Origin of the sequence: Actinokineospora guangxiensis, from assembly GCF_042657845.1 — a bacterium.
GTDB classification, from domain to species: Bacteria; Actinomycetota; Actinomycetes; order Mycobacteriales; family Pseudonocardiaceae; genus Actinokineospora; species Actinokineospora guangxiensis.
Genome location: NZ_JBHSKF010000005.1, coordinates 123,626 through 149,005, shown reverse-complemented (window position 1 = coordinate 149,005; position 25,380 = coordinate 123,626). Strand labels below are relative to the sequence as shown.

Sequence of the window (25,380 nt, the reverse complement as noted above, 5' to 3'; positions counted from 1 at the left end):
GGTAGCAGACCGTGAACGACACCCCTGACGCCCACCGGTCCGCCGACGATGACAACGCCCGCGACCTCGCCGAGATTCCCAGCGTCGAGGTGATCAGCCGGGCCGCGGTCGTGCTGATGTCGGCCGCCGCCGAGCGGCTCGGGCTGTCCGAGGCCGACCCGTCGAGCAGCCCGCACCGCGACCTCGACGAGGCGCGCAGGCTCATCACCGCGCTGGCCGGCCTGGTGACCGCGTCGGTGGAGTACCTCGGCCCGCACGCCGCGCCGATCCGCGACGGGCTGCAGTCGCTGCAGAAGGCCTTCCGCGAGGAGTCGGCCTTCCCCGACGAGCCCGGTCAGGGCCCCGGGGAGAAGTTCACCGGCCCGGTGTACTGAGCTTGTAGAGCACCTCGGGCCGCCCGACCGCGCCGTAGCGGGGCTGGCGGGCGGCGAGGCCGTGGTCGGCGAGGTACTCCAGGTAGCGCCGCGCGGTGACCCGGGACACCCCGATCGCCTCGGCCGCCGCCGCGGCCGACAGCTCGCCCGTCGAGCGCACCGCGGCCACGACCGCCTCCAGCGTCTCGGCGCTCATCCCCTTGGGCAGCGCGGAGACCTCGGTGCTGCGCAGCGCCCCGAACGCCTCGTCCACTTCGGACTGGCCGACGGCGGCGCCGTCGCCGAGCCTGCTGCGGAAGCGGGCGTAGCCCTCCAGCTTGTCGCGCAGCGCGGCGAAGGTGAACGGCTTCAGCAGGTACTGCACGACGCCCACCGACACCGCCGAGCGCACCACGGCGAGGTCGCGCGCGGAGGTCACGGCGATGACGTCGGCCGAGCCGCCCGCGGCCCGCAGCGCGCGCACCACGTCGAGGCCGTGGGTGTCGGGCAGGTAGAAGTCCAGCAGCACCAGGTCGACCGGCGCGCCCTCCAGGAACCGCAGGGCGTCGCGCCCGGAGTGCACGACCCCGGAGACGGCGAAGCCGGGAACCCGCTCGACGTAGGTGCGGTGCGCCTCGGCGGCGACGGTGTTGTCCTCGACAACCAGCACGGAGATCACGCGCGCACCCCCATCGGCAGGCGGACGGTGAACACCGCGCCGCCATCGTCGCCGCCGCCGTCGCCGACCTCGATCTCCCCGCCGCAGCGCCGGACCGCCTGGCCGACCAGCGCCAGCCCGAGCCCGCGCCCGTCGTCCTTGGTCGACCAGCCGCGCCGGAACGCGGAGTCGACCGCGTCCGGGGGCAGGCCGCGGCCGTTGTCGGAGACCCTGAGCACCAGGTCGCCGCCGTCGCTCTCGGCGCGCACGCGCACCGTCGGCTTCGCGGCGGCGGCGCCCTCGGCGGCGGCGTCGATGGCCGCGTCGAGGGCGTTGTCGATGAGGTTGCCGAGGATGGTCACCAGGTCGCGGGCGGTCACCGGGCCGTCGTCGCCGAGCGCGATCGCCGAGTCGGCCTCCACCACCAGCTCCACCCCGCGCTCGGCGGCGTCGGCGGCCTTGCCGAGCAGCAGCGCGGCCAGGATCGGCTCGGACACCGCGCCGACGACCTGGTCGGTCAGCCGCTGGGCCAGCTCCAGCTCGCCGGTGGCGAACTCGACGGCCTCGGCGGTGCGGCCCAGCTCGACCAGCGAGACCACGGTGTGCAGGCGGTTCGCGGCCTCGTGGGCCTGGGCGCGCAGGGAGTCGGTGAACCCGCGCACGGTGTCCAGCTCGCCGGTCAGGGCCTGCAGGTCGGTGCGGTCGCGGATCGTGACGACGGTGCCGAGCGGGCGGTCGTCCACCCGGACGGTCGAGGAGTTGACGACCAGCACGCGGGTGCTGGTCAGGTGCAGCTCATCGTGCATCTCGACGCCGTCTACCAGGCGTTTCACCAGGGCGGGCGGCAGGCCGAGGTCGTCAACGCGCCTGCCGTCGGCGTCGGCGGGCAGGTCCAGGAGCGCGCGGACGCCGTCGTTGCAGAGGGTGACGCGGTTGTCCCGGTCGACCAGCACCAGGCCCTCGCGCACCGCGTGCAGGATCGACTCGTGGTAGCCGATCATGCGGCCCAGCTCGGCGGGGGCCAGGCCGCCGGTCTGCCTGCGCAGCCTGCGGCTGACCAGGTATGCCCCGACCGCCCCGACCACCAGCGCCCCCAGCGCGACGGCGACCAGCCCGATGACCCGGTCGCCGACGGTCGCGCTGATCGCCTCCAGCGTGATGCCCGCCGACACCAGCCCGACCACCCGGCGCTGCCCGTCGAACACCGGCACGACCGCGCGCACCGACGGGCCGAGCGTGCCGGTGTAGGTCTCGGTGAACGCGCGCCCGGCCAGCGCCTCGGCGGTGTTGCCGAGGAAGCGCAGGCCGATGTTCTCCGGGTTCGGGTGGGTGAAGCGCGTCCCGTCCGGGGCCATGATCGTGATGAAGTCGATCCCGGTGTCGAGCAGGACCTGCTCGGTGTAGGGCTGCAGGACGCGGCTGGGGTCCTCGCCCGCGAGCGCCTCGACCACCATCGGCGCGTCGGCGATGGTCCTGGCCAGCGCGGTCACCGTCGTCGCACTGGCGTCCTCGGCGCGCTCGGTGACGTCGACCCAGGCCAGCGCCGCTCCCCCGGCCACGATCAGCGCCACGATGACGCCCTGGAGCAGGAGCAGCTGGCGGGCGAGGCTCCACGGCTTGCGCTGGGTCATGCCGGTCAGTGTGGACCGGCGGCGGCGGATCCGGCGCTCCGGAGCAGTGATTTGTGAACCCCGGGTTTCGTGAACGCAATGAACGCAATCGTGACGGGGGACACAAGAGGGGCGAAGGTCTGCTCAACCCGAAGTCCCTGGAGGCAGAAGTGTCAGCCCAACGCCGCGACCGAACGCACTGGTTGTACATAGCCGTCATCGCCGCCGTGGCGGTGGGCATCACCGTCGGCCTCGTCGCGCCCGAGTTCGCCAAGGAGCTCAAGCCGATCGGCACGGGCTTCGTGGACCTGATCAAGATGATGATCAGCCCGATCATCTTCTGCACGATCGTGCTGGGCATCGGCTCGGTGGCCAAGGCGGCCAGCGTCGGCAGGGTCGGCGGGCTCGCGCTCGGCTACTTCATCGTCATGTCGACCGTCGCGCTGGTCATCGGCCTGCTCGTCGGCAACCTCCTGCACCCCGGCGACGGCCTGCAGCTGACCCCCGAGGTCGCCGAGAGCGGCGCGTCGCAGGTCAAGGAGTCGCAGACGACGACGGAGTTCATCCTCGGGATCATCCCGACGTCGCTGCTGTCCTCGCTGACCGAGGGCCAGGTCCTGCAGACCCTGCTGGTGGCGCTGCTGGTCGGCTTCGCCCTGCAGCGCATGGGCCGCACCGGCGAGCCGATCCTGCGCGGCATCGGGCACCTGCAGAAGCTGGTCTTCCGCATCCTGTCGATGATCATGTGGGTGGCCCCGATCGGCGCGTTCGGCGCCATCGCGGCTGTGGTCGGCGAGACCGGCGTGGACGCGATCAAGAGCCTCGCGGTGATCATGCTCGGCTTCTACGCGACGTGCCTGGTGTTCGTGGTCGTGATCCTGGGGGCGCTGCTGTGGCTGGTCGCCCGGATCAACCTGTTCTCGCTGCTGAAGTACCTGGGCCGGGAGTTCCTGCTGATCGTGTCGACGTCGTCGTCGGAGGTGGCGCTGCCGCGGCTGATCGCGAAGATGGAGCATCTGGGGGTCAGCAGGCCGGTCGTGGGGATCACGGTGCCTACGGGGTACTCGTTCAACCTTGACGGGACGGCGATCTACCTGACCATGGCGACGCTGTTCGTGGCCAACGCGACGGGGGCTCCGCTGTCGGCCGGGGAGCAGGTCTCGCTGCTGGTGTTCATGGTGATCGCGTCGAAGGGCGCCGCTGGGGTCACCGGGGCCGGGCTGGCGACACTGGCCGGTGGGTTGCAGTCGCATCGGCCGGATCTGGTGGACGGGGTCGGGTTGATCGTGGGGATTGACCGGTTCATGTCCGAGGCTCGGGCGCTGACGAACTTCGCTGGGAACGCGGTGGCTACCGTGCTCGTGGGGACGTGGACCAAGGAGTTTGACCGGGATCAGGCCCAGGCTGTTCTTACCGGGGAGTCACCGTTCGATGAGACGACGATGACTGATGACCATGGTGCTCCGGCCGATGCTCCTGAACCGAGGAAGGAACTCGCGCCTGCTGGGAAGGCGTAGCCTCCGCGGCGCTGAGTCGTTGCACTGATCGAACCGCCCGCCGCCCGATGCCCCCGGGCCCGACGGGCGGTTCGGTCGTTCGGAGGTCGGCGAGGGTTCAGCGGTGTGTGTGTGTGTGTGTGGGCGGCTCCGATGGGGTGACGTCGTGTCGGCGGGGCAGGTGGGGATCGGCAAGGCGGGCGGGGGTCACCAGATCGGGTGGACCGGCCTTCTGTGGGCTGGTAGGACCCGGTTTCTCAGGCGTGGCACGGGGGTTCGGTCGTTGCCGAAGCCGTAGCTCAGGGGTTGCAGTTGGGGGCTGACGGCGCGGACTACCCGGAACGGGCCGGTGGCTACGTCGGGACTGGTGACGTCTACCAGGGCCACTCGGATTCCGCTGGAGCCCAGGACGCCTGCCAGGTCGTCTGTGGAGGCTGGGGCGCCGGTTTCGGGGAGGTCGGCCAGGCGCGTGGTGCCGCCGCAGCGCAGGCGGTCGAAGGCGACGACCCGGTCGGGGCGGAAGTAGTAGGCGGCGTGGTCGAGCATGGCGCGGACGTCTTCCGGGCGGGCGGGGGTGGGGTGGGCCTTCTCGCGCAGGAGGGTCGTCAGGTGCGGGGCGCTCTGGGAGAGTTCGAGGATGGCCTGGCGGACGGCCTCGCGGGCGTCTCGGGCGGCGCCGATGCCGACGGCGGCGCCGGGGAGGCGTTTGCCGTCGCCCAGGGCCAGGGCGACGGCGGTGGCACCGTAGGTGCTGGTGGGGAGCAGGTGCACCTCGACCGTGTGGCCCTCGTCGGTGAGGGCGTCGACGGCGTCGGCCAGATCGGCGTCGAGGGTGTCGTCCAGGTCGATGAAGCGGCCGCGGGCGCCGGTGAGCCAGGCCGCCAGGACAGCGTCGCGTTCGACCAGTTCCAGGACGGCGTGGACGGCGGCGCGTTCGGCGTCCTGGCCGGCGGCCAGGCCGTTGGAGGTGCCCTGGCAGATGAGGTGTTCGGGCAGCAGGGACAGGCGCAGGTAGGCCAAGACCGCCGGGACCCACACCGGGCGGCCGTCGTCCAGCCACGTGCCGCGGACCCACGGGTGGTCGACGCGGCGGTCGAAGGGGACGGCGACGAAGCCGGGGCGGCCGTACTGCTCCGGCTCGTAGAGGGGCAGCTCGCGGGGGTCGAGGACGTCGCCGTCGAGGTCGGCGGGGCGGGCCCAGCGCAGGCGGGCCGGGTCGGGGAGGCTGGCGGCGTAGCGCTCGACCGCCTCGCCGACAGCCGAGCGGATCGCCGCGGCCGGGTCGACACCCTTGCCCCAGCCGATGGGCAGCGGGTGGGCCTGGCCGCGCTCGACGCGGTGCGGCGGGGCCGCGGTGGCGACGTACGGGCCGCCGGGCAGGGGCTGCTTCACCGAGATCCACGGGATGACCCCGGTCAGCGGGTCGATCCAGCCCGCCAGGGACTCGACCAGCTCGGCCGGGTCGTCGGTCTCGGGCAGCTTGACGGTGCCGATGCCGTCGGCGCCGCCGCAGACCGGGCAGGCGGGCAGCGGGATGACCCGGTGCCAGGTGATGTCGCCGCCGCGCACCTCCGCGACGTGGTCGCGCAGCTGCGTCGGGTCGCGCAGCAGCGCCACGACCGGGTGGTCGGCGATCAGCTCGCCGGGGACGCGGGTGGTCGGGCCGTCGAGACCGGCGATGAGGGCGCCGTCGACGCGGGTCGTCGCGCCGTCGATGACCTCGCCCGCGACCCGGGTGGTGGCCTCCGGGTCGCCGGTGGCCAGCAGGCCGGTCATCACCCCGCCGACCCAGGCCGTGGACTCGCTCGCCTGCTCGATCACTGCGGGGTCGACCCTGGTGGTGGCCTCGACGTCCTCGTGGTCGGGGTGGGCGCGGCGGTTCGGGAACGCGCCGGTCGCCGGCTGGCCGCCGGACGCGGCGGCGGCGGCCACGCGGCGCAGCCGGGCGCACTCGCCGCAGCCGGGCCTGCCCGGCTCCGACAGCGGACCGACGTAGGTGGTTCCGCCGTCGACCTCGACCACGACCGCCGGCAGCCGCACCCGGCGGGCCCAGCGGCCGAACGCCGAGGAGTCCAGCAGCGTGCCGGGCACCACTGACACCGCCAGCCGCGCCGCGGGGTGCGTGACCTGCTCGAACACCGCGGCAGGCCCCAGGGCGCCGCGCAGGCGCGCGATCAGCCCGGCCGCCCCCTGCGACCGGGCCGATGCGGACCCGCGCTCACCGGACACGCGTGGACATCTCCCGCGGCCACCTTCCCACCAGCGAGAACTCCGCGGTCGTGGTGTTGCCCCGGCCCCTGCCCCAGAAGCGGGTGCGCTCGTCGTCGCCGCTGAGCAGCGCCGTCGCCGCCGCGGTGGCGCGGCCGGGCGCGGTGACCCGCGCCTGCAGGTCGTGCGGGCTGATCATGGTGCCTCCTCGTGGTCTTCGTACACAGAGGAGCACCGCTGACCACTCCGGATACATCACGCCGCGGCAATAGTCGCCCGAAGAGGCCCGGCGGGCAACTACAGCACGCCGGAGAGGAACCTCCCGGTGTGGCTCTGCGCCACCTCGGCGACCTCCTCGGGTGTGCCCTCGGCCACCACGGTGCCGCCGCCGGAGCCACCCTCGGGGCCCAGATCGATGATCCAGTCCGAGGTCTTGATCACGTCGAGGTTGTGCTCGATGACGATCACCGAGTTGCCCTTGTCGACCAAGCCGTTGATCACGCCGAGGAGCTTGCGGATGTCCTCGAAGTGCAGGCCCGTCGTCGGTTCGTCCAGGATGTAGACCGTCTTGCCGGTGGAGCGCTTCTGCAGCTCGCTGGCGAGCTTGACGCGCTGCGCCTCGCCGCCGGAGAGCGTCGGCGCGGGCTGGCCGAGCCGGACGTAGCCGAGGCCGACGTCGACCAGGGTGCCCAGGTAGCGGTGGATGGACTTGATCGGCTCGAAGAAGTCCGCCGCCTCCTCGATGGGCATGTCCAGCACCTCGGCGATGGTCTTGCCCTTGTAGTGCACCTCCAAGGTCTCCCGGTTGTACCGGGCGCCCTTGCAGACCTCGCACGGGACGTACACGTCGGGCAGGAAGTTCATTTCGATCTTGATCGTGCCGTCGCCCGCGCACGCCTCGCAGCGTCCGCCCTTGACGTTGAAGGAGAAGCGGCCCGGCTGGTAGCCGCGCACCTTCGCCTCGGTGGTCTGGGCGAAGAGCTTGCGGATGTTGTCGAACACGCCGGTGTAGGTCGCCGGGTTGGAACGCGGGGTGCGCCCGATCGGCGACTGGTCGACCTGCACGAGCTTGTCCAGGTTGGCCAGGCCGTTGACCCTGGTGTGCCTGCCGGGCACCTGACGGGCGCCGTTGAGCTTGTTGGCCAGCACCGTGGCCAGGATGTCGTTGACCAAAGTGGACTTGCCGGAGCCGGAGACGCCGGTCACCGAGATCAGGCAGCCCAGCGGGAACGACACGTCGATGCCGCGCAGGTTGTGCTCGCGCGCGCCGACCACCGTCAGCTGGCGCTTGCGGTCGATCGGGCGGCGCATGGCGGGCGTGGGGATCTCCTCGCGGCGGGCCAGGTAGGCGCCCGTCAGCGACTTCTTGTTCTTCAGCAGCTCCTTGAAGGTGCCGCTGTGCACGACCTGCCCGCCGTGCTCGCCCGCGCCGGGGCCGATGTCGACCACCCAGTCCGACGAGCGGATGGTGTCCTCGTCGTGCTCCACGACGATCAGCGTGTTGCCCAGGTTGCGCAGCCGGGTCAGCGTCTCGATGAGGCGGTGGTTGTCGCGCTGGTGCAGGCCGATCGATGGCTCGTCCAGCACGTACAGCACGCCGACGAGGCCGGAGCCGATCTGCGTGGCCAGCCGGATGCGCTGCGCCTCGCCGCCGGAGAGCGTGCCGGAGGCGCGGTCCAGCGACAGGTAGTCGAGGCCGACGTCGAGCAGGAAGCGCAGGCGGGCCTGGATCTCCTTGAGCACCGCTCCGGCGATCATCGACTCGCGCTTGCCCAGCTTGAGGCCGTCGAGGAACTGCGAGCACTCGCTGATCGACATGCCCGACACCTCGGCGATCGAGCGGTCGCCCTGCTTGGCGTGGTGCAGGGTGACGGCCAGGATCTCCGGCTTGAGGCGGGTGCCCTGGCAGGCCGGGCACGGCACCTCCCGCATGTAGCCCTCGTACTTCTCGCGCATGTACTCGGACTCGGTCTGCTCCTGGCGGCGCTCCAGGAACGGGATCACGCCCTCGTAGTTGGCGTAGTACGAGCGCTCGCGGCCGTAGCGGTTCTTGTAGCGGACGTGCACCTGGTCGCCGGTGCCGTGCAGGACGGCCTTCTGCGCCTTGGCGGGCAGCCGCCGCCACGGGGTGTCCATCCGGAAGCCGACGGTCTCGGCGAGCGCGCCCAGCAGGCGGGTGAAGTACTCGGCGGTCTGCCCGCCCGCCCACGGGGCGATCGCGCCGTCGGCCAGCGACATCTCGTCGTCGGGGACGACCAGCTCGGGGTCGACCTCCTGCTTGACGCCGAGGCCGGTGCACTGCGGGCACGCGCCGTAGGGGGAGTTGAAGGAGAAGGAGCGCGGCTCCAGGTCCTCCACGCCGAGCGGGTGGCCGTTGGGGCAGGCCAGGTGCTCGGAGAAGCCTCGGCGGCGGCCGGGGTCGTTCTCGTCCAGGTCGACGAAGTCCAGCTCGACCAGGCCGTCGGCCAGGCGCAGCGCGGTCTCGACGGAGTCGGTGAGCCGCTGCTTGGAGCTCGCCTTCACCGTCAGGCGGTCGATGATGACCGCGATCTCGTGCTTCTCCTGCTTCTTCAGCTTCGGCGGGTCGCTGAGCTGGTGGACCACGCCGTCGACCAGGGCGCGGGCGTAGCCCTGCGTCTGGAGCTGGGCGAAGAGGTCGACGTACTCGCCCTTGCGGCCGCGGATGACCGGCGCGAGCACCTGGAAGCGGGTGCCCTCGGCCATCGTCAGGACCTGGTCCACGATCTGCTGGGGCGTCTGCTTGCTGATCGCCTCGCCGCAGGCCGGGCAGTGCGGCTTGCCCGCGCGGGCGAAGAGCAGGCGCAGGTAGTCGTAGACCTCGGTGATGGTGCCGACCGTGGAGCGCGGGTTGCGGCTGGTCGACTTCTGGTCGATGGAGACCGCGGGCGAGAGGCCCTCGATGAAGTCGACGTCGGGCTTGTCCATCTGCCCGAGGAACTGGCGCGCGTAGGCGGACAGCGACTCCACGTAGCGGCGCTGGCCCTCGGCGAAGATCGTGTCGAACGCCAGGCTGGACTTGCCGGAGCCGGACAGGCCGGTGAACACGATCAGGCTGTCCCGGGGCAGGTCGAGGTCGACGCCGCGCAGGTTGTGCTCCCGGGCGCCGCGAACGACAAGGCGGTCGGCCACTGAGGTCCCTTCGGTGGTGCGGTGTGGGGGCCCGTCACCTGCGGTCCGAGCGGACGCGCGACGGGGCGAGCGGCCACGGGGGTGGCCGTCGAGCATGCTAGGTGGGTGCACTGACAATTCTGACGGGAGAACCCCGGCGATGCACCCGCGGAGCGGTACCCGAGAGTAGCCCAGCGCGCCTACCCTGGGTGGCGGGCGCTGTTGCGCCGTTCATCCGACACCCCGGCGAGGACGTCCCATGACGCGATCGACCACGACCGAAGCTCCTCCGACCAGGGCGGCCGCCGCCCTCGCGCTGGTGGCCGAGGCCACCGGACCGCTGCTGGCCGCGGTCGGCGCCCTCGACCAGCGCGCGCTGGCCGGGCCGAGCCTGCTGCCGGGGTGGAGCAGAGGCCACGTGGTCACCCACCTCGCCCGCAACGCCGACGCCCTGGTGAACCTGCTCACCTCGGCCCGCACCGGCGTCGAGCGCGCCGCCTACCCCAGCCGCGCCGACCGCGACGCCGACATCGCCGAGGGCGCAGACCGGTTGGCCGCGGTGCAGCGCGAGGACCTGATCGCCGCGGGCGAGCGCTTCCTGCACGAGGCGGGGCGGCTGGAGGACGAGCACTGGGCGGTGCCGCTGGCGCATCCGGCGGGCAGGCCGATGATCGCCGCGGAGATCCCCGAGCTGCGGCTGTTCGAGATGTGGGTGCACCTGGTGGACCTGGACGCGGGGATCGGCTTCGGCGAGGTCGGGCACGTGGAGCTGCTGATCGATGTGGCGCTGCGCAACCGGCCCGAGGTGCGGGTGGTCGCCGAGCTGGCGGACGGCCGTCAGGTGGTGTCGGGGACCGGCGGCGCCGAGGTCGGCGGTCCGGCCGCCGCGGTCCTGGCCTGGCTGGCGGGCCGCGGTCCGGCGTCGGCGCTGAGCGGTGTGCCGCCGGAGCTGGACGCCTGGGGCTGAGCGGGGACGGTCGGCAGGTCGCCGAGGGTCCGCCACAGGCGGGCGGGTCCGCCGGTGGTGAGCCAGGTGTAGGCGGGGCCCTCAATGGTCCTGGTCAGCGCCCACCCGAGCAGGACTGCCATGGCCAGGCACAGGACCACCCGGCCGGTCTGCCCGACGCCGAGGCGCACCAGCACGCGGGCGAGGACGTAGCCCAGCTCTTGGTGCACGAGGTAGACGCCCAGCGAGATCCCGCCCAGCCAGGTCACCGGCTTGGCCAGCGGGCCGATGTTCCAGTCCGGCCCGCCCGCGGCGGCGACCACCATGGCCAGCGCGACGCCGAAGGCGATCGTGGAGGGGGTGTCGGTGTGCTCGGTGTGCCACTCGAGCGCGGCGACGGTCGCGAAGCAGTACCCGATCAGGTGACGGAATGAGACGCGGTCCTTCGTCCACAGGTAGATCACCGCGCCCGCGCCGAACAGGGCGGCGCGGTGCAGGGTCAGGCCGTCGAAGAGCACCCGCGAGAGCAGGGCGTCGGGGGTGGCGCGGTTGAACTGGGCGACGGCGATCGGGACGAGGATCAGCGACCAGAGCAGGACCGTCAGCGCGCGACCGCGCAGCCAGGCGCGCGGTACCAGGAGCGCGGCGGCGACGAAGGCGAGGACCTGCGCGGACATCGTCCAGTAGGAGCCGTCGACGTAGGCGAAGTCGGCGGAGAAGTTCTGGATCAGCAGCAGGTTGGCCCACAGGTCGCGCTCGGTCGGCTCGTACCAGCCGAAGTGCCCGGCGACGGTGTTGAGCACGAGGTAGGTGGCGATGAGGGCGGCGAAGTAGGCGGGCAGCAGCTTGGCCAGCTTGTGCCCCAGCCAGCGCCCCGTCGGGCCGCGCCGCACGGTGACGCAGATGAAGAAGGCGGAGACCACGAGCAGCGTGTTGGCGCCGAAGAGGACCGGGATGTACACGTCGATCGGGCCGAGTTCGGGGTGGCTGAGCGGTCCCTGCCGGGTGATGTGCCCCACCGCCACGCTCAGCACGGCGACGACGCGGACGACGTCCCAGCTGACCTTGCGGGTGGATTTCGGCACGGGCTCACAGGGTGTCGGCTGATCGGGGTCGCTCCGACCATAACCCGACCGCTCCGCTGGGTGACGGGCCGCCCTGTTGAGGCCACTGCCCGCAGCGCACTAGTTTCACCCATTGTGGACCTTGTCGAGGAGTACACCGGCCATGTCGAGCCCGGCGGCCCCGCCGCCCGCCGCACCCTGCCCGCCCTGACCATCACCAAGGTCTCGGTCGGCCCGATGGACAACAACGCCTATCTGCTCACCTGCCGGGAAACCCGCCAGTCGGTCCTCATCGACGCCGCCAACGACCCGGCCCGCCTCTCCGACCTCATCGGCCACGGCCCCGAGCGCCCCACCCTGCGCACGATCGTCACCACCCACCAGCACGCCGACCACTGGCAGGCCCTCGGCGCCACCGCGGGCGCCTTCGGCGCCGAGACCGTCGCCCACCCCCTCGACGCCGGCCCCCTCCCGATCCCCCCGGACCACCTGGTCGACCACGGCGACACGATCCCGGTGGGCAACGCGGTGCTCGAGGTCATCCACCTGCGCGGCCACACCCCGGGCTCCATCGCCCTGCTGTACCGCGACCCGGCGGGCCACCCGCACCTGTTCACCGGCGACTCGCTGTTCCCGGGCGGCGTCGGCAGGACCGGGTCGCCGGAGGACTTCGCGTCGCTGCTCGACGATGTCGAGGAGCGCCTGTTCGGCGCGCTGCCGGACGACACCTGGTTCTACCCGGGCCACGGCGACGACAGCACCCTGGGCGCGGAGCGGCCGAAGCTGGGTGAGTGGCGCGAACGGGGCTGGTGACGAGCCGCTGATCGTCTCCCTCCAGGTGGACGATCACGCTCAGCGGGCGTGGGACCTGCTGCGGCGCACCCACTTCCCGCCGGAGCGGCTGGTGGTCGGGGCGCACATCACGCTCTTCCACGCGCTGCCGCAAGACCGGGCCGATGTGCTCGCGGCCGTCACCGAGGTCGCCCGCAGGCCGCCGTTCGCGGTGCGCGCGGGGGCGTACCGGTCGTTGGGGCGCGGGGTCGCCTTCGCGGTCGAGTCGGTGGAGCTGCTGGAGGTTCGCGCCGAGCTGCGCGGGCGGTGGCGGGAGCGGCTCACGCGGCAGGACGCGCAGCCGTTCCGGCCGCACGTGACCGTGCAGAACAAGGTGGCCCCCGCCGTCGCCCGCGCCACCCTGGACGCGCTGCGGGGTCAGCCCGCGCCGCCCGACGCGACGGCCGTGGGGATCGCGGTGTGGCGCTACGCGGGTGGTCCGTGGGAGCACGTCGCCACCGTGCCCTTCGCCGGGGGCTGAGCGCGCTCACCGTACGATCGCCCGGTGTCCGACGGTGTGGTGGAGATCTTCACGGACGGGGCGTGCAGCGGGAACCCCGGTCCCGGTGGCTGGGGCGCGGTGCTGCGCTACGGCGAGCACGAGAAGGAGCTGTACGGCGGCGAGGCCGAGATGACCACCAACAACCGGATGGAGCTGACCGCGCCCATCCAGGCGCTGGAGTCGCTCAAGCGGCCCTCGACCGTGCGGATCTACACCGACAGCACCTATGTGCGCAACGGCGTCCTCTCCTGGATGGCGAACTGGAAGCGCAACGGGTGGATGACCAGCGCCAAGCAGCCGGTCAAGAACGTCGATCTCTGGAAGCGGCTGGACGACGCGGGCAAAGGGCACGACGTCGAGTGGCACTGGGTGAAGGGGCACAGCGGACACCCCGAGAACGAGCGGGCCGACCAGCTCGCCGTGCGCGGGTGCCACGAAGCGCAGGGACGCTGAGCTGTCGATCTAGCCGGCCGCGTCCAGCAGGTCCAGGTAGCCGGAAGTGGCCTCCCACAGCGCGTCGGCGCGGGGTTCGAGTTTGCCGGGCTGCCAGCGCTTCTCCGCGTACTCGGCGGTGCGGGACCGGACGGCGGCGAGGCTGGTGGCCAGCTCGGCGGTGAGACGGGCCGCCGCCTCGGCGGCGGAAGGCGCGGGCAGGCGGACGCGGTCGCCCTCGCCTGCCGCGATGGCCGCCAGCGTCTCGGCCTTCACCTCGCCGTCCCACACCAGGGCGGGTCGCGCGATGCGGTGGTTCCACACCGGATCGGTGCGCCAGTAGGCGGTGAAGGGGCCGCGGGCCAGGCGGGAGGCGGCGGACCAGTGGGCGCCGCCGGGCGGGGTGGTCATCCAGGGCACCGACGGAAGGTCCACGACCAGGGCCACCGTGACCGTCTCCAGGTCGCGCTCCGGGCCCAGGACCTCTCCCGCCGCCCACAGCTGGCGCACCTTCAGCGGCACGACGGGCGATCCCGCGAGGCGTCCGCAGGCTTCGGCGAGTTCGGTCAGGTGGTGTACGGCCCGGCTCCACTTCACGGGCCGCATCATGCCTCATGGGCCGGGGATGGACTCCGGGGCCGCGACCTTGAGGCGGGCTTCGACCTGCTGGGCGTCGCCGCTGAGGGCGACCTCGGCGTAGCAGGTCAGGCCCGCGTCGGCGAAGCGGCGGACCAGCGGGGCGAAGCGGGCCGAGGTGTTCTCCGGCAGCCGTCCGACCTCGCGGCCGTCCACGCGGACCGACACCTCGGCGCCGTCGGCGTGCAGGCTGCCGTAGACCAGGGCCCGTCCGGGGTAGTACGCCTTCGCCAGCACGGCGGTCAGGTTCTCCAGGTACGCGGTGCTCAGCTCGTAGCTGCGTCCGGTCGGCAGCGCGACGTGTGGGGACGTCTCGGGCTCGTTGAGGGGCAGGGCCTCGGCGGGGTCGGCGAGGTCGAGCGAGGCGCTGGCGATGAAGCCCAGTTCGCCGTGGTCGTGAGACCACCACAGCCGCACCCTGCTCAGCGCGGTGCCGACCTGGCGCAGCGCGGGCTGGTAGGCCGATGCGGCCTCGCGCGGCAGGTAGCCGACGGGCTGGTCCTCCACCAGCACGCGGACGGCGTCGGCGTCGTGCGGGTTGTCGGGCTCGGGGCGCAGCTCGGCGACCGTGGTCCGCTCACCGGTCCCGGCGCCGCAGAGCGCGCGCAGCTGGAGGAAGTGGTGGGACTCGCCGACGACGGGCTGGTCGTAGGAGCCGCGTCCGCGGAGCAGGACCGCGCCGGGGCGCAGGACGGCGGCGAGGTCGGCGAAGCCGGGCTGCTGGGCCTGGGAGAAGCGCAGGCGGTGGCGGGCGCCGTCGGCGAGGACGAGTTCCAGGCGGCCGGAGCGCAGCGCCGCGGCGTCGGTGAGGGTCGCGGCGACGACGTCACGGCGGTCGATGACCAGACGGGCGCCGAACAGCGCCTCGGCCACCGCGTTGGTCGACGTCACGACGACTGATCCCCCGTCGAAGTCGACCCGTATCCCGTTCCCGTCCACGGCACCCTCCCGGCTTGGGGGGAAGGTCGCCCCCGCCCGCGCCGCCGTTACAGCCCGGACACGAAAGAGCGGCCCCGCCGTCGGGGGGTGACGGGGCCGCTGACTGTCACGTCGTCCGAGGTCCCCTGAGTGTTACCGGTGGGTCGGCCAGCGGGCTGTCCCCGGGCAGGGAAGGATGGCCAGCGCAAACGCAGTCGAGGAGAACGAGGTGCGGGTATGGCCACGAAGCCCGAGGTCGAGCCGATCGATGGCGCGGCGCCGTCGGAGCTGGTGACCACCGACATCACCGTCGGGGACGGCCCCGAAGCGGTCGAAGGCCAGGTCGTGAGCGTCCACTACGTCGGTGTGGCGCACTCCACCGGCGCGGAGTTCGACGCGTCGTGGAACCGGGGGGAGACCTTCGAGTTCCCGCTGGGCGCGGGGCGGGTCATCGCGGGGTGGGACAAGGGTGTCGTCGGGATGAAGGTCGGGGGGCGGCGCAGGCTGGAGATTCCGCCGCACCTGGGGTACGGGGATCGCGGAGCGGGCGGTGTGATCAAGCCCGGGGAGACGCTGATCTTCATCGTCGATCTGCTCGCGGTTGGTTAGATCGCGGTTGGTGATATCGCGGTTTGCGAAGGGTCCGCTGGTTCGCTGGCGGGCCCTTTGCTCTTCGCCGGCCCCTTGCTGACGGCCTTTGCTGCGCCTGGTCCTGGGGGCGTTGGCGGGGTCGGTGTCCGATGGCCTGGGTCTTCGCTACGTGTGCAGGTGGGCCAGCAGTGGGTCCAGGGCGGCTGGGTCCTCGGCGTGGGCGCTGTGGCCCAGGCCCGGGAGGATCACCGGGGTGGGGACGAGGGTGCTCAGGTGGGTGGCGGGGCTCATCGGGTCGTTTTCGCCCGCTGCCAGGAGTACTCGGGATCGGGCGGCGGACAAGAGGCCGGGCAGGTCCGGGCGGCCGACGGCGAAGGCGGCGGGGTCCAGGGACAGGCGCCAGCCGTCCTCGGCGCGGATGACGAGGCGGTCGGTGGGGGCCTCTGGTGGTAGGCCTGCGACGAGGCGGGCGCGGTCGAGGGCGTCGGCCTCGGTGGCGAACACCTTCGGTGGGCGGGTGGACAGGGCGGCGGCTTTGGCCAGGTCGTCGGCCGACCAGCTCACCTTGACGCCCAGGGCGCAGACCGCTGTCACCGGGACGCCAAACCAGCCGCTGGCCAGGGTGAGGCCGACTACGCCGCCCAGGGAGTGGCCGAGGACGGCCACCGGACCGTCGACCACGCGGGCGACGGCGGCGGCCAGGGCGCCGAAGGTGTAGCGGGGCAGGGGGGCCGAGAGGCCGTGGCCGGGCAGGTCGACGGCGATCCAGGAGCCCGGCCACCGGTCGGTGACGCCGGACCAGGCCGCGGCCGAGCCGCCGAGGCCGTGCAGCAGGAGCAGGGCGGGGCCATCGCCGCCGCGTTCGACATGGAGTTCTTCCACTCCGCGATCATGCCGCACCAGAATGCTGTGGTGGACACCGCCGCGCTCATGGACCCCGACACCTACGTCGACGGCGTTCCGCACGCCCTGCTCGCCGAACTGCGCGAACAGGCGTCGGTGCACCGGGTCGGCGACTTCTGGGCCGTGCTGCGCCACGCCGAGGTCCGGCACGTGCTGCGCTCGCCCACGGTGTTCTCCTCGCACCTGGGCGGCACGCAGGTCCGCGACCCGGCGACGCCGGAGGCGCTGCGCTACGTGCGGCGCATGATGCTCAACCAGGACCCGCCCGAGCACACCCGCCTGCGCGGCCTGCTGACCAGGGCGTTCACCCCGCGTGCGGTGGCGCGGCTGACCGAGCGGATCGAAGGGTGGGCGCGTGAGATCGTCGGCAGGGCCGCGGCGAAGGGGGAGTTCGACTTCGCCAAGGAAGTCGCGGACCTGCCGCTGCTCACCCTGGCCGAGGTGTTCGGGGTGCCGGTGGAGGACCGAGGCCTGCTGTTCGACTGGAGCAACCGGGTGATCGGGTACGAGGACACCGACTACGCGGCCAGTTCGGCGTTCACCGGCGGCACCGACCTGGCCCGCGCGGCGCTCGCCCTGCGCCCCGCGCCCGGCCCCGACGGCCGCATGCCCGATCCGCGCACCCGCGATGGCATGCCCGACCTCTACGCCTACGCCCACGGCCTCGCCGAGCGCAAGCGCCGCTCCCCCGGCGACGACGTCATGAGCGCGCTGATGGCGGGCGATGTGTCCACTGAGGAGTTCGAGAACCTGTTCTGGCTGTTCTCGGTGGCGGGCAACGAGACCCTGCGCAACGGCATCCCCGGCGGCATGATCGCGCTGCTGTCCACCCCGGACGCACCGGTGGACGACCTCGGCACGGCGGTGGAGGAGATGCTGCGCTGGTGGACGCCGGTGATGAACTTCCGCAGGACGGCGGCGGTCGACACCGAGCTGGGCGGCCGGCGCATCCGGGCCGGGGAGAAGGTGGTGGTCTGGTTCTCCTCGGCCAACCGCGACCCGCGCGTGTTCGACCGCCCCGACGTGTTCGACCCGGCCCGCAGGCCCAACGACCACCTGTCCTTCGGCCACGGCCCGCATTTCTGCCTGGGCGCGCAGCTGGCCAGGGCGCAGATGCGGGCCGTGTTCGGCGCGGTGGCGGCGCTGCCGGGCAGGCTGGTCGCGGCCGGTCCGCCGCTGCGGCTGCGCTCGACGTTCCAGAACGGGGTGAAGAGTCTGCCGGTGCGGCTGGCCGCCCGGTAGCGTGACGAGCAGCCACTACCTTGGGGGAAGCGCCCATGAGGGATCTGCTGCTGCTGGCCGACGAGCCCGCCGAGTCCGCCGCCGAGTTCGGCGCGCTCGGACTCGCCCTGGGCTGGGTGCGGCACCGCGTGGCGGGCGACCCGGCCGCGGAGTTCGTCCTGGACGACCCCACCGGAACCCTGGAGCCGCTGGCCGAGCTGCGCGCGCTGTGCGCCGAGCGGGGTCTGCGCCCGGTCTACGCGGCGGGCACGACCGACGCTTCCGTGGTCTACGCGACGCTGTGGGCCGAGGCGCTGAACGTGCGCTGCGCCTGCCCGAGCGACTGCGTCGACTTCTTCTACGACCGGCTCGTGCAGCGCCGCGAGCTGGGAGCGCACCCGTGGAACATCCCGGCGGTGGCCGGTGACGAGCTGGACGCGCTGCCCGGCGACGGCCCGTGGGTGGTCAAGGCCCGCGGCGGCCCCGGGCGCACCCGCAAGTGCGCGACCAGGGCCGACGTCGCCGCCGCGGTGGGCGAGCTGGGCGCCGATCACCTTGTCGAGCCGTGGCTGCCCGGCTACGACATCGCCATGGACGCCTTCTACGTGCACGGCGCCATCCGGCTGATCGCGCTCGGAGAGTCCACTGTGGATAGCAAGGTGGCCGCCTGGCTGGCCGGGCCGGTGCTGCCCGAGGAGCTGGTGGCCGACCTGCTGGCCGACCTCTCCGACCTGCTGACGGCGCGCGGCTTCGAGGAGGGCCCGGTGCACGCGCGCTTCCGCCTGCGCGGCGCCAAGCCCGCCCTGGTCTCCCTGCGCCCCCGTCCCGGCGGCGACGGCCTCCCGTCGCTGGGCGCGGCCAGCGGCACGGCGGACCTGATGGACTGCTACCGCCGCATGCTCACCGGCGACGACCTGCCCCCGTACTCCTTCCCCAGCAGGTGGGCCTACCAGCTGCGGGCGGGCCAGGAGGTCCCCTACGCGGCCGCCCGCGCTGCGGTGCCGGACGCGGAGTTCACCGACCTCGGCGAGCGCGGCTGGTCTCTGCGCCTGCGCACGGCCGACGAGACGATCGCCAGGGCCGCGAAGGAGAGCATCGAGGCCCTGGTCTGACAGGCCGCCGCACAGCGCGGAGGCCGGGGCGAGGACCTCGCGTCGAACGTCGCGGTCCCCGCCCCGGTCCCCGTGGCCGAGGTCAGCAGCCGCCGCAGTTGTAGTAGGTCACGTCCCAGTGGTTGCCCTCTTTGTAGTAGACGTTGCCCGAGCCCGAGCGCCACTTGCTGCCGCCGATGGAGGTGAAGGTGCCCTGGATGTAGTTGTTCAGGCAGGTGCTCAGCGAGAAGTCGACCTTGTAGCCGTTCCAGTGGCTGTAGGTGCCGCTCGCGTGGCCGGTCTCGGTGCCGCCGGTGAGGTTGATGGCGCACCCGGTGGCCGACCTGAGCGTCTGCACGCCCTGGATGGTGGCCAGGTTGATCTGGTCGAACGAGGTGCAGTTGGAGCGGTTGCGGTCGCTGCACCCGCCGCTGGAGGACCAGGTGATCCCCGAGGAGCGCAGGCGCGAGGTGGCGTCGCTGTGGCTGATCTTGGTGACCTGGGCGACCACGTCGCCCGCGGGGGCCTGCGCCGCGCTCGCGGGGACGGCGAACGCGAAGGTGGCGGCGGCGGTGGCGAGGGTGATGACGGCCGCGCGTAAGTGGCTGGTGCGCAAGGCTTTCTCCTTCGTCGGCTCTCGGTCCAGCCACGCTAACCGCCGGGTACGGGCCACCCCCATACCCGGCACGGAGAATTTCCAACCAATTGTTCCCGTTTACCGATTGGGAACGACCAGGCGGCCTTCCGCCCGCGAGCGCAGCGCGGCGTCGATGGTCTCCGCGAGGGCGATCGAGTCCTCCGGCGGCACGGGGGCGGGGCCGTCGCCGCGCAGCCAGGCGGCGACGGCGGTGTAGAAGCCGAGGTAGTCGCCGTCGGCGATCGCCACCGGCTCGACGGCGCCGGTGACCAGCTCGCCCGGCGCGGGGTAGACGCCGAAGCCCTCGTCGACGGGCGCGGCGCCCGCCCGCGCCGCCGCCTCCTGCGGGTCGAGGCCCCAACAGCGGAAGCCCGCCTCGGAGCCCGCGACGGCGAAACGCGGCGCTACCGGGACGGTGGCGTCGCTCATCCTGAGCAGCGAGCGCTCTCCCCCGGCGTGGGCGAGCAGGACCGTGGCGTCGCGCGGGCCGGCCGACTCGGCGTAGACCGAGGTCGCGGGCCCGAAGAGCACCTGCGCCTGGTCCACGAGGTGGGTGCCGAGGTCGTAGATGATGTCGGTCAGGTCGGCGGGGTCGGTGCTGGCCTTCCACGTGGTGCGGCTGGACCGGGCGGCGCGCTCGAAGCGGGACTCGAACCGGGTGACCGCGCCCAGCCGACCCGCGTCGACGAGTTCGCGCACGGTGCGGAAGTCACCGTCCCAGCGGCGGTTCTGGAACACGGTCAGGCGCTCGCCCGCGATCGAGCGGACATCCTCGGCGGTGCCCGCCGCGGGCTTGTCGACCACGACGCGCGCGCCTACCGCCAGTGCTGCCCGGGCGTGCTCGACGTGGAACCGATTGGGTGACGCCACGACCACGAGATCCGGTCCGCCCGCCAGTAGTTCATCCACTGTGGACACCACGGTCGCGGCGGGGTGGGCGGCGCGGACGGCGTCCGCGTGCGAGGTCGTGACCACCGACGACAGCCGGAGACCGGGGACCGCGGCGATGTAGGGCGCGTGGAACGCGCTGCCCGCCAAGCCGTAGCCGATGAGGCCCACTGAGAACACGGTGCCGTCCCTTCGTCCGCCCACTCGTCGTGACCAAGCATGCCGCACGACCACTCGTTCGGCTGCAACAGCCATGCCGTCCTGGAATCGCCCGCCCGCGGTGGCCTATTCTTGGATAATTGCGCGCGGACACGCGCCGAACTGGGGAATTCCTTTATCTGGAACATTGGAGCATCATGCCCATGAAGAGAAAGACCGTCGCCGCGATCGCCGCGGTCGGCGCCGCGCTCGTCGCGGGCCCGGTCGCGATCGCCGCCCAGCACGACAGCGAGGACCGCGGCGTGCTCGCACTGACCGTGACCGGCCGCGACGGCGGCACGAAGGTCGGCACGCTGCACTGCGGCCCCGACGGCGGCACGCACCCCTCGGCCAGCTCGGCGTGCGACCAGTTGTCGCAGGTCAACGGCGAGATCAGCCAGCTCAACACCGACCCGACGATGATGTGCACGCTGGAGTACGACCCGGTGACCGCGACCGCCCGGGGCACCTGGGACGGCAAGGTCGTCGACTTCCGCGAGACCTTCCCGAACAAGTGCGCGATGTGGTCGTACACGGGCACGGTCTTCAACCTCTGAATCGGTGCGAAAAACGGGCCCGGAGTAACGGGCCCGTTTCACATTCCCTGACTGTGTAATCACCTGGTCGAGGGATGTCGATCACCCTCCGCGTCCACTTTCCGCCGAACGAGTGGAGTTTTCGCCCGGCCCGGCGATTCGGGGTAGGTTTTCGCGGGTGACCGGCCAGATATGGCAACTCCCCCATCACCCCCAACCGGAACCCAGCCGTGACGGCCTCGCCGACGCCGAGCAGGCAGCCGAGTTCATCGAGCGCTACCACGCCGAGAACCCGGAAGCGGGCCCGGCCGCCCAGCGCCTGCGCTGGGTGCGCACCGAGATCGACCTGACCGGCACCTACCGGCACACGACCGACGAGCTGACCTTCGGCGCGCGCATCGCCTGGCGCAACAGCGCGCGCTGCATCGGCAGGCTCTACTGGAAGAGCATGCGCGTCCGCGACCTGCGCGCCGTGCACCGCGCGGCCGAGGTCGCCGACCAGTGCGTCGAACACCTGCGCCAGGCCACCAACGGCGGCCGCATCCGCCCCACCATCACCGTCTTCGCCCCCGACGCCCCAGGCCGCCCCGGCCCCCGCATCTGGAACGAACAGCTGATCCGCTACGCGGGCCACCGCACGTCCGACGGCTCGGTCGTCGGCGATCCCCGCTACACCGAGTTCACCACCGCCGCCCGCGCCCTCGGCTGGTCCCCACCCCACCACCCCGGCCCGTTCGACGTCCTCCCACTACTCGTGTCCACACAGGACGATCCGGTGCACATGCGGGTCCTTCCGCCCGACGCCGTGGCCGAGGTGCCGCTGAGCCACCCGGAGCACCCCTGGTTCGCCGAACTCGGGCTCCGCTGGCACGCCGTCCCCGCGATCAGCGCGATGCGGATGTCCATCGGCGGCGTGGACTACCCGGCGGCGCCTTTCAACGGCTGGTACATGGGCTCGGAGATCGGCGCCCGAAACCTGGCCGACACCGACCGGTACAACCTGCTGCCGGTCGTCGCCGCCCACCTGGGCCTGGACACCCGGTCAACGACGTCGCTGTGGCGAGACCGAGCCCTGGTGGAGCTGAACATCGCCGTCCTCCACTCGTTCACCGAGGCCGGAATGACCATCAGCGACCACCACACGGAGTCGGACCGCTTTCTGAAGCACCTGGCGAAGGAGGAGAAGGCGGGACGACGCTGCCCGGCGGACTGGAGCTGGATCGTCCCACCGATGTCGGGATCGCTCACCCCGGTCTTCCACCGCTACTACGACACCGACCACCTACGCCCAGAGTTCGTCAGCGACCCCAGCAGCGAAGCCGCCGCACTACACGGCATCCCACCCGAGTTCCCCGTGCGCTCCCCCGCCGCCACCTCCTGGGCCTACCTGACCCCCACCGACCCGACACGGACGGCAAGCTGAGCATCCGGCCCCCCGCCGCCAGGTTATCGAGCGGCGGCTGAGAGGGGCCAGTCCTTCTTCTCCCCTGTGGACAACTTTGACGGGCACGCCAGCTCCCTGTCCCCCGCCAGCCAGCCTCCGCACCCACCACCCTTCCCACACCAGCCCCCCACCCAGCACCTCTTCCAACACCGGCCAACCTCCACAAGCGACACACCCTCACCCTCGACACGCCAGCCAACCGCCTACCGCGACATGACCCGCTCACCTGTCCGATGGGGTGGAGTCGTTTCGGTGGGGGAGAAGAATCGCCGCTAAACTGGCGTGCGTGAGACCGGCTTGCCGGCCTCACGCTTTGTCTCACGCCGCGGCGATTCTTCGTAGGGGCCCCGCCGAAACGACTCCACCCCATCGGACACAAGGCAGATGCGCGTGGCGTTCAGTGGGTGGCCGGCAGCCAAAGCCCGGAGCCTGGGCCAGGAAGGATTGCCGAGGGCTAGTTGGCGAACGGCAGCCAGGCCTGCTGGGTTCGGGTGGTCAGGTCGTTGGCCTGGATGCCGGAATAGCTGATCGTCCACAGCGAACCGCCGGCGATCAGGGCGCGGGTCATTTCGCCTTGGGGGCCGGGGGTGGAGATGCGGGCCAGTTCGGTTATCGAGGAGTCGGTGACGGTCAGGAGCAGGGCTGCGCTCTTGCCGTTGTAGTCCGAGACTGGCATGACGACCAGGTTCTCTTCCGCGTAGTACAGGAAGGCGTGTGGGTCGTGTTCCACCGCGGAGTAGGTGTTCTCCTGGTGGTATTGAGCCACTCGTGTCGGGGCGTCGCCGGTGACGTCGAACAGGGAGACCTGGACGCCGGTGGCGCGGCCGTCGGTGGTTGCCTCCTGGCCTACGCCCAGCAGTCTTCCGTTCGCCAGTGGGTGCAGGTAGGCGGAGAAGCCGGTGATCTTGAGTTCGCCCGTCACCTCGGGGTTGGTCGGGTCGGAGAGGTCGATCGTGTACAGGGGGTCCGTTCGGCGGAAGGTCACCACATAGGCGAGGTCTCCCATGTAGCGCACCGAGTAGATCTGTTCGTTCTTGCCGAGGCCGCCGACTCGGCCGATCTGGGTCAGCGCGCGGTCGCGGCGTTCGAGGACGCTGACGGCGCTCTCGGTGGGGGGTTGCGACGAGTCGGCTGGTCCGCAGCACGCCGGGGCGCCCGTTGTGGTCGCCACTCGGAGGTTGCCCTGGTGTTCGGAGAGGGAGTACTGGTTCAGCAGCCAGCCGTCCACCACGCCTGATGCCAGGTAGGCCGGTTTGCCCGGGGCCGACACGTCGAACTGGTGGATCTCGGTCTTCGCCGGGCCGCTGGGGACGGGCATGGCCGTGTCGGAGGTGAAGGCGACGCCCCAGCGGGGGGTGCGGTCGTCGGCCACATAGAGAGACGGGCCGTTGCCGTAGACGGTGTCGCCGTCGGCGGCGATCGAGAGGGAGTCCTTGGCGGTCAGGTCCGCGGTGAGGTCGACGGTCAGGATGCTCAGCAGGGAGGTGCCCGTGTAGCCCGACGGGCGGCTCAGGGACGTGCAGTCCAGGTGGCCCGATCCGCCGGGGGACAGCTCGTAGTTCGGCAGCCAGTCCTCGATCGTGGAGCGTTCGACGGCACGGCGGTTCTGGGACTTCGCCCTGGCCTCCCCCACACCGTCCGTCGGGTAGGTGAACTCCAGGCGGGGGGCCGAGCGCACGACGACCCGGGCGAGGGTGCCGACCATGCGGGCGTCCAGGTGCGAGCCGTCGACGGTCAGGGTGCGCAGAACGCGGGAGGTGGACAGGTCGATGAGGGCCAAGCCGCTCTTCTCGACCGGTTCACGGGTGTCCGTGCGCGGTTGCGGGCTGTAGGAGACCAGCGCGCGCTCGCCCGCGATCAGGACCGAGGAGGCGTGGCCGGGCAGCGTGAGGGGCGTGGCCATCGTCTTGGACTCGACGTCGACCACGCGCAGGACGCCGTCGACGACGCTGACGATGCGTTTGCCGTCCGTCTTGACCACGTCGGGTTCGTCGGCCGCCGCCTCGTGGTTGTTGGTCTTGCTGAAGCCCTGGTCGGCGCCCGCGCCCGCGGAGTCCTCCTGGGCCGACATCGCGCCCCTGGCGAACTGGGGACTGCCGTGCAGGCCCCACGGGCCGACCTTGGACAGCGCGGCGCGCTTGAGGTCGGCGAGGGCGGTGTCGCAGGAGTCGTAGGCGACCAGGCGCAGGGCGCCGCCGAGGGCGACGGGGGCGGTGGGCGTGGGGTCGGCGTCGGTCGCCCCCGCGTACCAGGCCGCCCCGATCACCACGGCGCCCAGCGCGGCGATGGCGGTGGTGGCGGTGCCGATGGAGGGCCACCGGCGGGGCTGCGTTCTCATGCCGCACAGACGGACACCCGATCGAGTGGGGTTGCATGGCCGGGGTCCGCTATCATTGAGGACGGAGCGTGTTCAATGATGTGCGATCCGTATTGTTTCGGGTGAGTTCTCCCACAAGGGCGCACGAACCCGCACATCCGCGCTACTCTAGGCGCATGACGATGGCGCTGGAGACCGTGCTCGCCAAGGCGGGCCTGCGGATCGACCCGGCCGAGTTCCTCGGCCTCGTGGAGGACGCCGCGCGGCGCCTGTCGCCCCCGGCCACCGACCCGGCCGACTACTTCTCCCCCGCCCAGCGCGACGTCCTCGCCGAGGTCGGCCTCGACCTGACCCCGCGCAGGCCCGACGAGGTCGACTCGCGCGCCCGCGCCGTGGCCGCCGACGCCGTCCTGCACGACTCCGCGCTGACCGTCGGCGACGCCGCGGGCGTCGTCGGGGTCGACACCAGCCGCATCCGGCACCGGCTCGCCGCGGGCCGCCTGGCCGGGTGGAAGGACAGGGGCGGCTGGCGCCTGCCCGCCTGGCAGTTCGTCAGCGGCGGGGTGCTGCCCGGCCTGGAGACCGTGCTCGCCGCCGTGCCCGATGACCAGCCGCCGCTGGTCGTGGCCGCGTTCATGACCACCCCGCAGGCCGACCTGCGCCTGGAGGAGCGCCCGGCGACCCCGCGCGAGTGGCTGCTCGCGGGCGGCTCCGCCGAGAAGGTCGCCGCCCTGGCCGCCACCCTCGGCACCCCCGCCTGAGGCCCCTGCA

23 protein-coding genes and 1 pseudogene are annotated in these 25,380 nt (G+C 72.2%); 12 read left to right on the top strand and 12 right to left on the bottom strand.

What is annotated here, in order from left to right; translation table 11 throughout:
- Window positions 1-11 precede the first annotated feature (11 nt).
- Window positions 12-374, top strand: coding sequence for a DUF1844 domain-containing protein (locus tag ACFPM7_RS13095; RefSeq protein ID WP_378247503.1), 363 nt, complete (start codon window positions 12-14; stop codon window positions 372-374).
- Here the strand turns inward: ACFPM7_RS13095 and ACFPM7_RS13090 are convergent.
- Window positions 355-1,032, bottom strand: a complete 678-nt coding sequence (locus ACFPM7_RS13090; protein ID WP_378247501.1) for a response regulator — start codon at window positions 1,030-1,032, stop codon at window positions 355-357. The two genes, ACFPM7_RS13095 and ACFPM7_RS13090, sit on opposite strands and share 20 nt — an antisense overlap.
- Window positions 1,029-2,642, bottom strand: a complete 1,614-nt coding sequence (locus tag ACFPM7_RS13085) for an ATP-binding protein (protein ID WP_378247499.1) — start codon at window positions 2,640-2,642, stop codon at window positions 1,029-1,031. The genes ACFPM7_RS13090 and ACFPM7_RS13085 overlap by 4 nt, the downstream gene beginning before the upstream one ends.
- Before the next feature lie 137 nt (window positions 2,643-2,779).
- Between ACFPM7_RS13085 and ACFPM7_RS13080 the strand changes: the two genes are divergently transcribed.
- A complete protein-coding gene (locus ACFPM7_RS13080) occupies window positions 2,780-4,138 on the top strand; it encodes a cation:dicarboxylate symporter family transporter (RefSeq protein ID WP_378247990.1) in 1,359 nt (452 codons plus the stop codon).
- A 186-nt stretch (window positions 4,139-4,324) separates the two neighbouring features.
- Here ACFPM7_RS13080 and ACFPM7_RS13075 read toward each other — a convergent pair whose 3' ends face one another.
- From ACFPM7_RS13075 to uvrA, 3 genes are all read right to left on the bottom strand, one after another.
- Window positions 4,325-6,346, bottom strand: coding sequence for a YcaO-like family protein (locus tag ACFPM7_RS13075; RefSeq protein ID WP_378247497.1), 2,022 nt, complete (start codon window positions 6,344-6,346; stop codon window positions 4,325-4,327).
- A complete protein-coding gene (locus tag ACFPM7_RS13070) occupies window positions 6,336-6,524 on the bottom strand; it encodes a hypothetical protein (protein ID WP_378247495.1) in 189 nt (62 codons plus the stop codon). Before ACFPM7_RS13070 ends, ACFPM7_RS13075 begins: the two co-directional genes overlap by 11 nt.
- A 98-nt stretch (window positions 6,525-6,622) precedes the next feature.
- A complete protein-coding gene (gene uvrA / locus ACFPM7_RS13065; protein ID WP_378247493.1) occupies window positions 6,623-9,475 on the bottom strand; it encodes an excinuclease ABC subunit UvrA in 2,853 nt (950 codons plus the stop codon).
- 238 nt (window positions 9,476-9,713) lie between these two features.
- Between uvrA and ACFPM7_RS13060 the strand changes: the two are divergent.
- A pseudogene (locus tag ACFPM7_RS13060) lies at window positions 9,714-10,307 on the top strand (maleylpyruvate isomerase N-terminal domain-containing protein); the annotation flags it as partial.
- On the opposite strand, the gene ACFPM7_RS13055 reads toward ACFPM7_RS13060, so the two are convergent.
- The gene (locus ACFPM7_RS13055) at window positions 10,292-11,485 is read right to left on the bottom strand and encodes an acyltransferase family protein (RefSeq protein ID WP_378247491.1); all 1,194 of its coding nucleotides are present in this window, start codon (window positions 11,483-11,485) and stop codon (window positions 10,292-10,294) included. The pseudogene ACFPM7_RS13060 and the gene ACFPM7_RS13055 overlap by 16 nt on opposite strands.
- Before the next feature lie 114 nt (window positions 11,486-11,599).
- Here ACFPM7_RS13055 and ACFPM7_RS13050 point away from each other — a divergent pair, with 114 nt between their 5' ends.
- Genes ACFPM7_RS13050 through rnhA form a run of 3 tightly spaced genes read left to right on the top strand, consistent with a single transcriptional unit; the run spans window position 11,600 to window position 13,250 of the window.
- The gene (locus ACFPM7_RS13050; RefSeq protein WP_378247489.1) at window positions 11,600-12,277 is read left to right on the top strand and encodes an MBL fold metallo-hydrolase; all 678 of its coding nucleotides are present in this window, start codon (window positions 11,600-11,602) and stop codon (window positions 12,275-12,277) included.
- 25 nt (window positions 12,278-12,302) lie between these two features.
- Window positions 12,303-12,776 (top strand): 2'-5' RNA ligase family protein, encoded by a 474-nt coding sequence (locus ACFPM7_RS13045; protein WP_378247487.1) that lies wholly within the window; start codon window positions 12,303-12,305, stop codon window positions 12,774-12,776.
- A 24-nt stretch (window positions 12,777-12,800) separates the two neighbouring features.
- Complete coding sequence (gene rnhA / locus ACFPM7_RS13040) at window positions 12,801-13,250, top strand: ribonuclease HI (protein WP_378247485.1); 450 nt, start codon at window positions 12,801-12,803, stop codon at window positions 13,248-13,250.
- Window positions 13,251-13,259: 9 nt separating this feature from the next.
- Here the strand turns inward: rnhA and ACFPM7_RS13035 are convergent, their stop codons facing one another.
- Window positions 13,260-13,826, bottom strand: a complete 567-nt coding sequence (locus tag ACFPM7_RS13035) for a DUF7711 family protein (RefSeq protein WP_378247483.1) — start codon at window positions 13,824-13,826, stop codon at window positions 13,260-13,262.
- Between the two features lie 15 nt (window positions 13,827-13,841).
- Window positions 13,842-14,756 (bottom strand): HIRAN domain-containing protein, encoded by a 915-nt coding sequence (locus ACFPM7_RS13030; RefSeq protein ID WP_378247481.1) that lies wholly within the window; start codon window positions 14,754-14,756, stop codon window positions 13,842-13,844.
- Between the two features lie 264 nt (window positions 14,757-15,020).
- On the opposite strand from ACFPM7_RS13030, the gene ACFPM7_RS13025 reads away from it, so the two are divergent.
- Window positions 15,021-15,392: an FKBP-type peptidyl-prolyl cis-trans isomerase gene (locus ACFPM7_RS13025; protein ID WP_378247479.1), complete on the top strand. Its 372-nt coding sequence runs from the start codon at window positions 15,021-15,023 to the stop codon at window positions 15,390-15,392.
- 147 nt (window positions 15,393-15,539) lie between these two features.
- Here the strand turns inward: ACFPM7_RS13025 and ACFPM7_RS13020 are convergent, their stop codons facing one another.
- Complete coding sequence (locus ACFPM7_RS13020; protein WP_378247477.1) at window positions 15,540-16,256, bottom strand: alpha/beta fold hydrolase; 717 nt, start codon at window positions 16,254-16,256, stop codon at window positions 15,540-15,542.
- Between the two features lie 9 nt (window positions 16,257-16,265).
- On the opposite strand from ACFPM7_RS13020, the gene ACFPM7_RS13015 reads away from it, so the two are divergent.
- Window positions 16,266-17,519 (top strand): cytochrome P450, encoded by a 1,254-nt coding sequence (locus ACFPM7_RS13015; protein ID WP_378247988.1) that lies wholly within the window; start codon window positions 16,266-16,268, stop codon window positions 17,517-17,519.
- A 35-nt stretch (window positions 17,520-17,554) separates the two neighbouring features.
- Window positions 17,555-18,610 carry an ATP-grasp domain-containing protein gene (locus ACFPM7_RS13010; RefSeq protein ID WP_378247475.1) on the top strand — a complete coding sequence of 352 codons (1,056 nt, stop codon included), beginning with the start codon at window positions 17,555-17,557 and terminating at the stop codon, window positions 18,608-18,610.
- Window positions 18,611-18,692: 82 nt separating this feature from the next.
- Here the strand turns inward: ACFPM7_RS13010 and ACFPM7_RS13005 are convergent, their stop codons facing one another.
- On the bottom strand, window positions 18,693-19,205 hold the full coding sequence (locus ACFPM7_RS13005; protein WP_378247473.1) for a hypothetical protein: 513 nt from the start codon (window positions 19,203-19,205) through the stop codon (window positions 18,693-18,695).
- Between the two features lie 99 nt (window positions 19,206-19,304).
- The gene (locus ACFPM7_RS13000) at window positions 19,305-20,294 is read right to left on the bottom strand and encodes a Gfo/Idh/MocA family protein (protein WP_378247471.1); all 990 of its coding nucleotides are present in this window, start codon (window positions 20,292-20,294) and stop codon (window positions 19,305-19,307) included.
- 182 nt (window positions 20,295-20,476) lie between these two features.
- Between ACFPM7_RS13000 and ACFPM7_RS12995 the strand changes: the two genes are divergently transcribed.
- A complete protein-coding gene (locus ACFPM7_RS12995) occupies window positions 20,477-20,869 on the top strand; it encodes an SSI family serine proteinase inhibitor (RefSeq protein ID WP_378247469.1) in 393 nt (130 codons plus the stop codon).
- A 157-nt stretch (window positions 20,870-21,026) separates the two neighbouring features.
- Entirely contained in the window at window positions 21,027-22,271 is a 1,245-nt protein-coding gene (locus tag ACFPM7_RS12990) for a nitric oxide synthase oxygenase (protein ID WP_378247467.1), read from the top strand.
- Window positions 22,272-22,746: 475 nt separating this feature from the next.
- Here ACFPM7_RS12990 and ACFPM7_RS12985 read toward each other — a convergent pair whose 3' ends face one another.
- Window positions 22,747-24,630, bottom strand: a complete 1,884-nt coding sequence (locus ACFPM7_RS12985; protein ID WP_378247465.1) for a beta-propeller domain-containing protein — start codon at window positions 24,628-24,630, stop codon at window positions 22,747-22,749.
- A 155-nt stretch (window positions 24,631-24,785) separates the two neighbouring features.
- On the opposite strand from ACFPM7_RS12985, the gene ACFPM7_RS12980 reads away from it, so the two are divergent.
- A complete protein-coding gene (locus tag ACFPM7_RS12980; protein ID WP_378247463.1) occupies window positions 24,786-25,370 on the top strand; it encodes a DNA-binding protein in 585 nt (194 codons plus the stop codon).
- Window positions 25,371-25,380 lie beyond the last annotated feature (10 nt).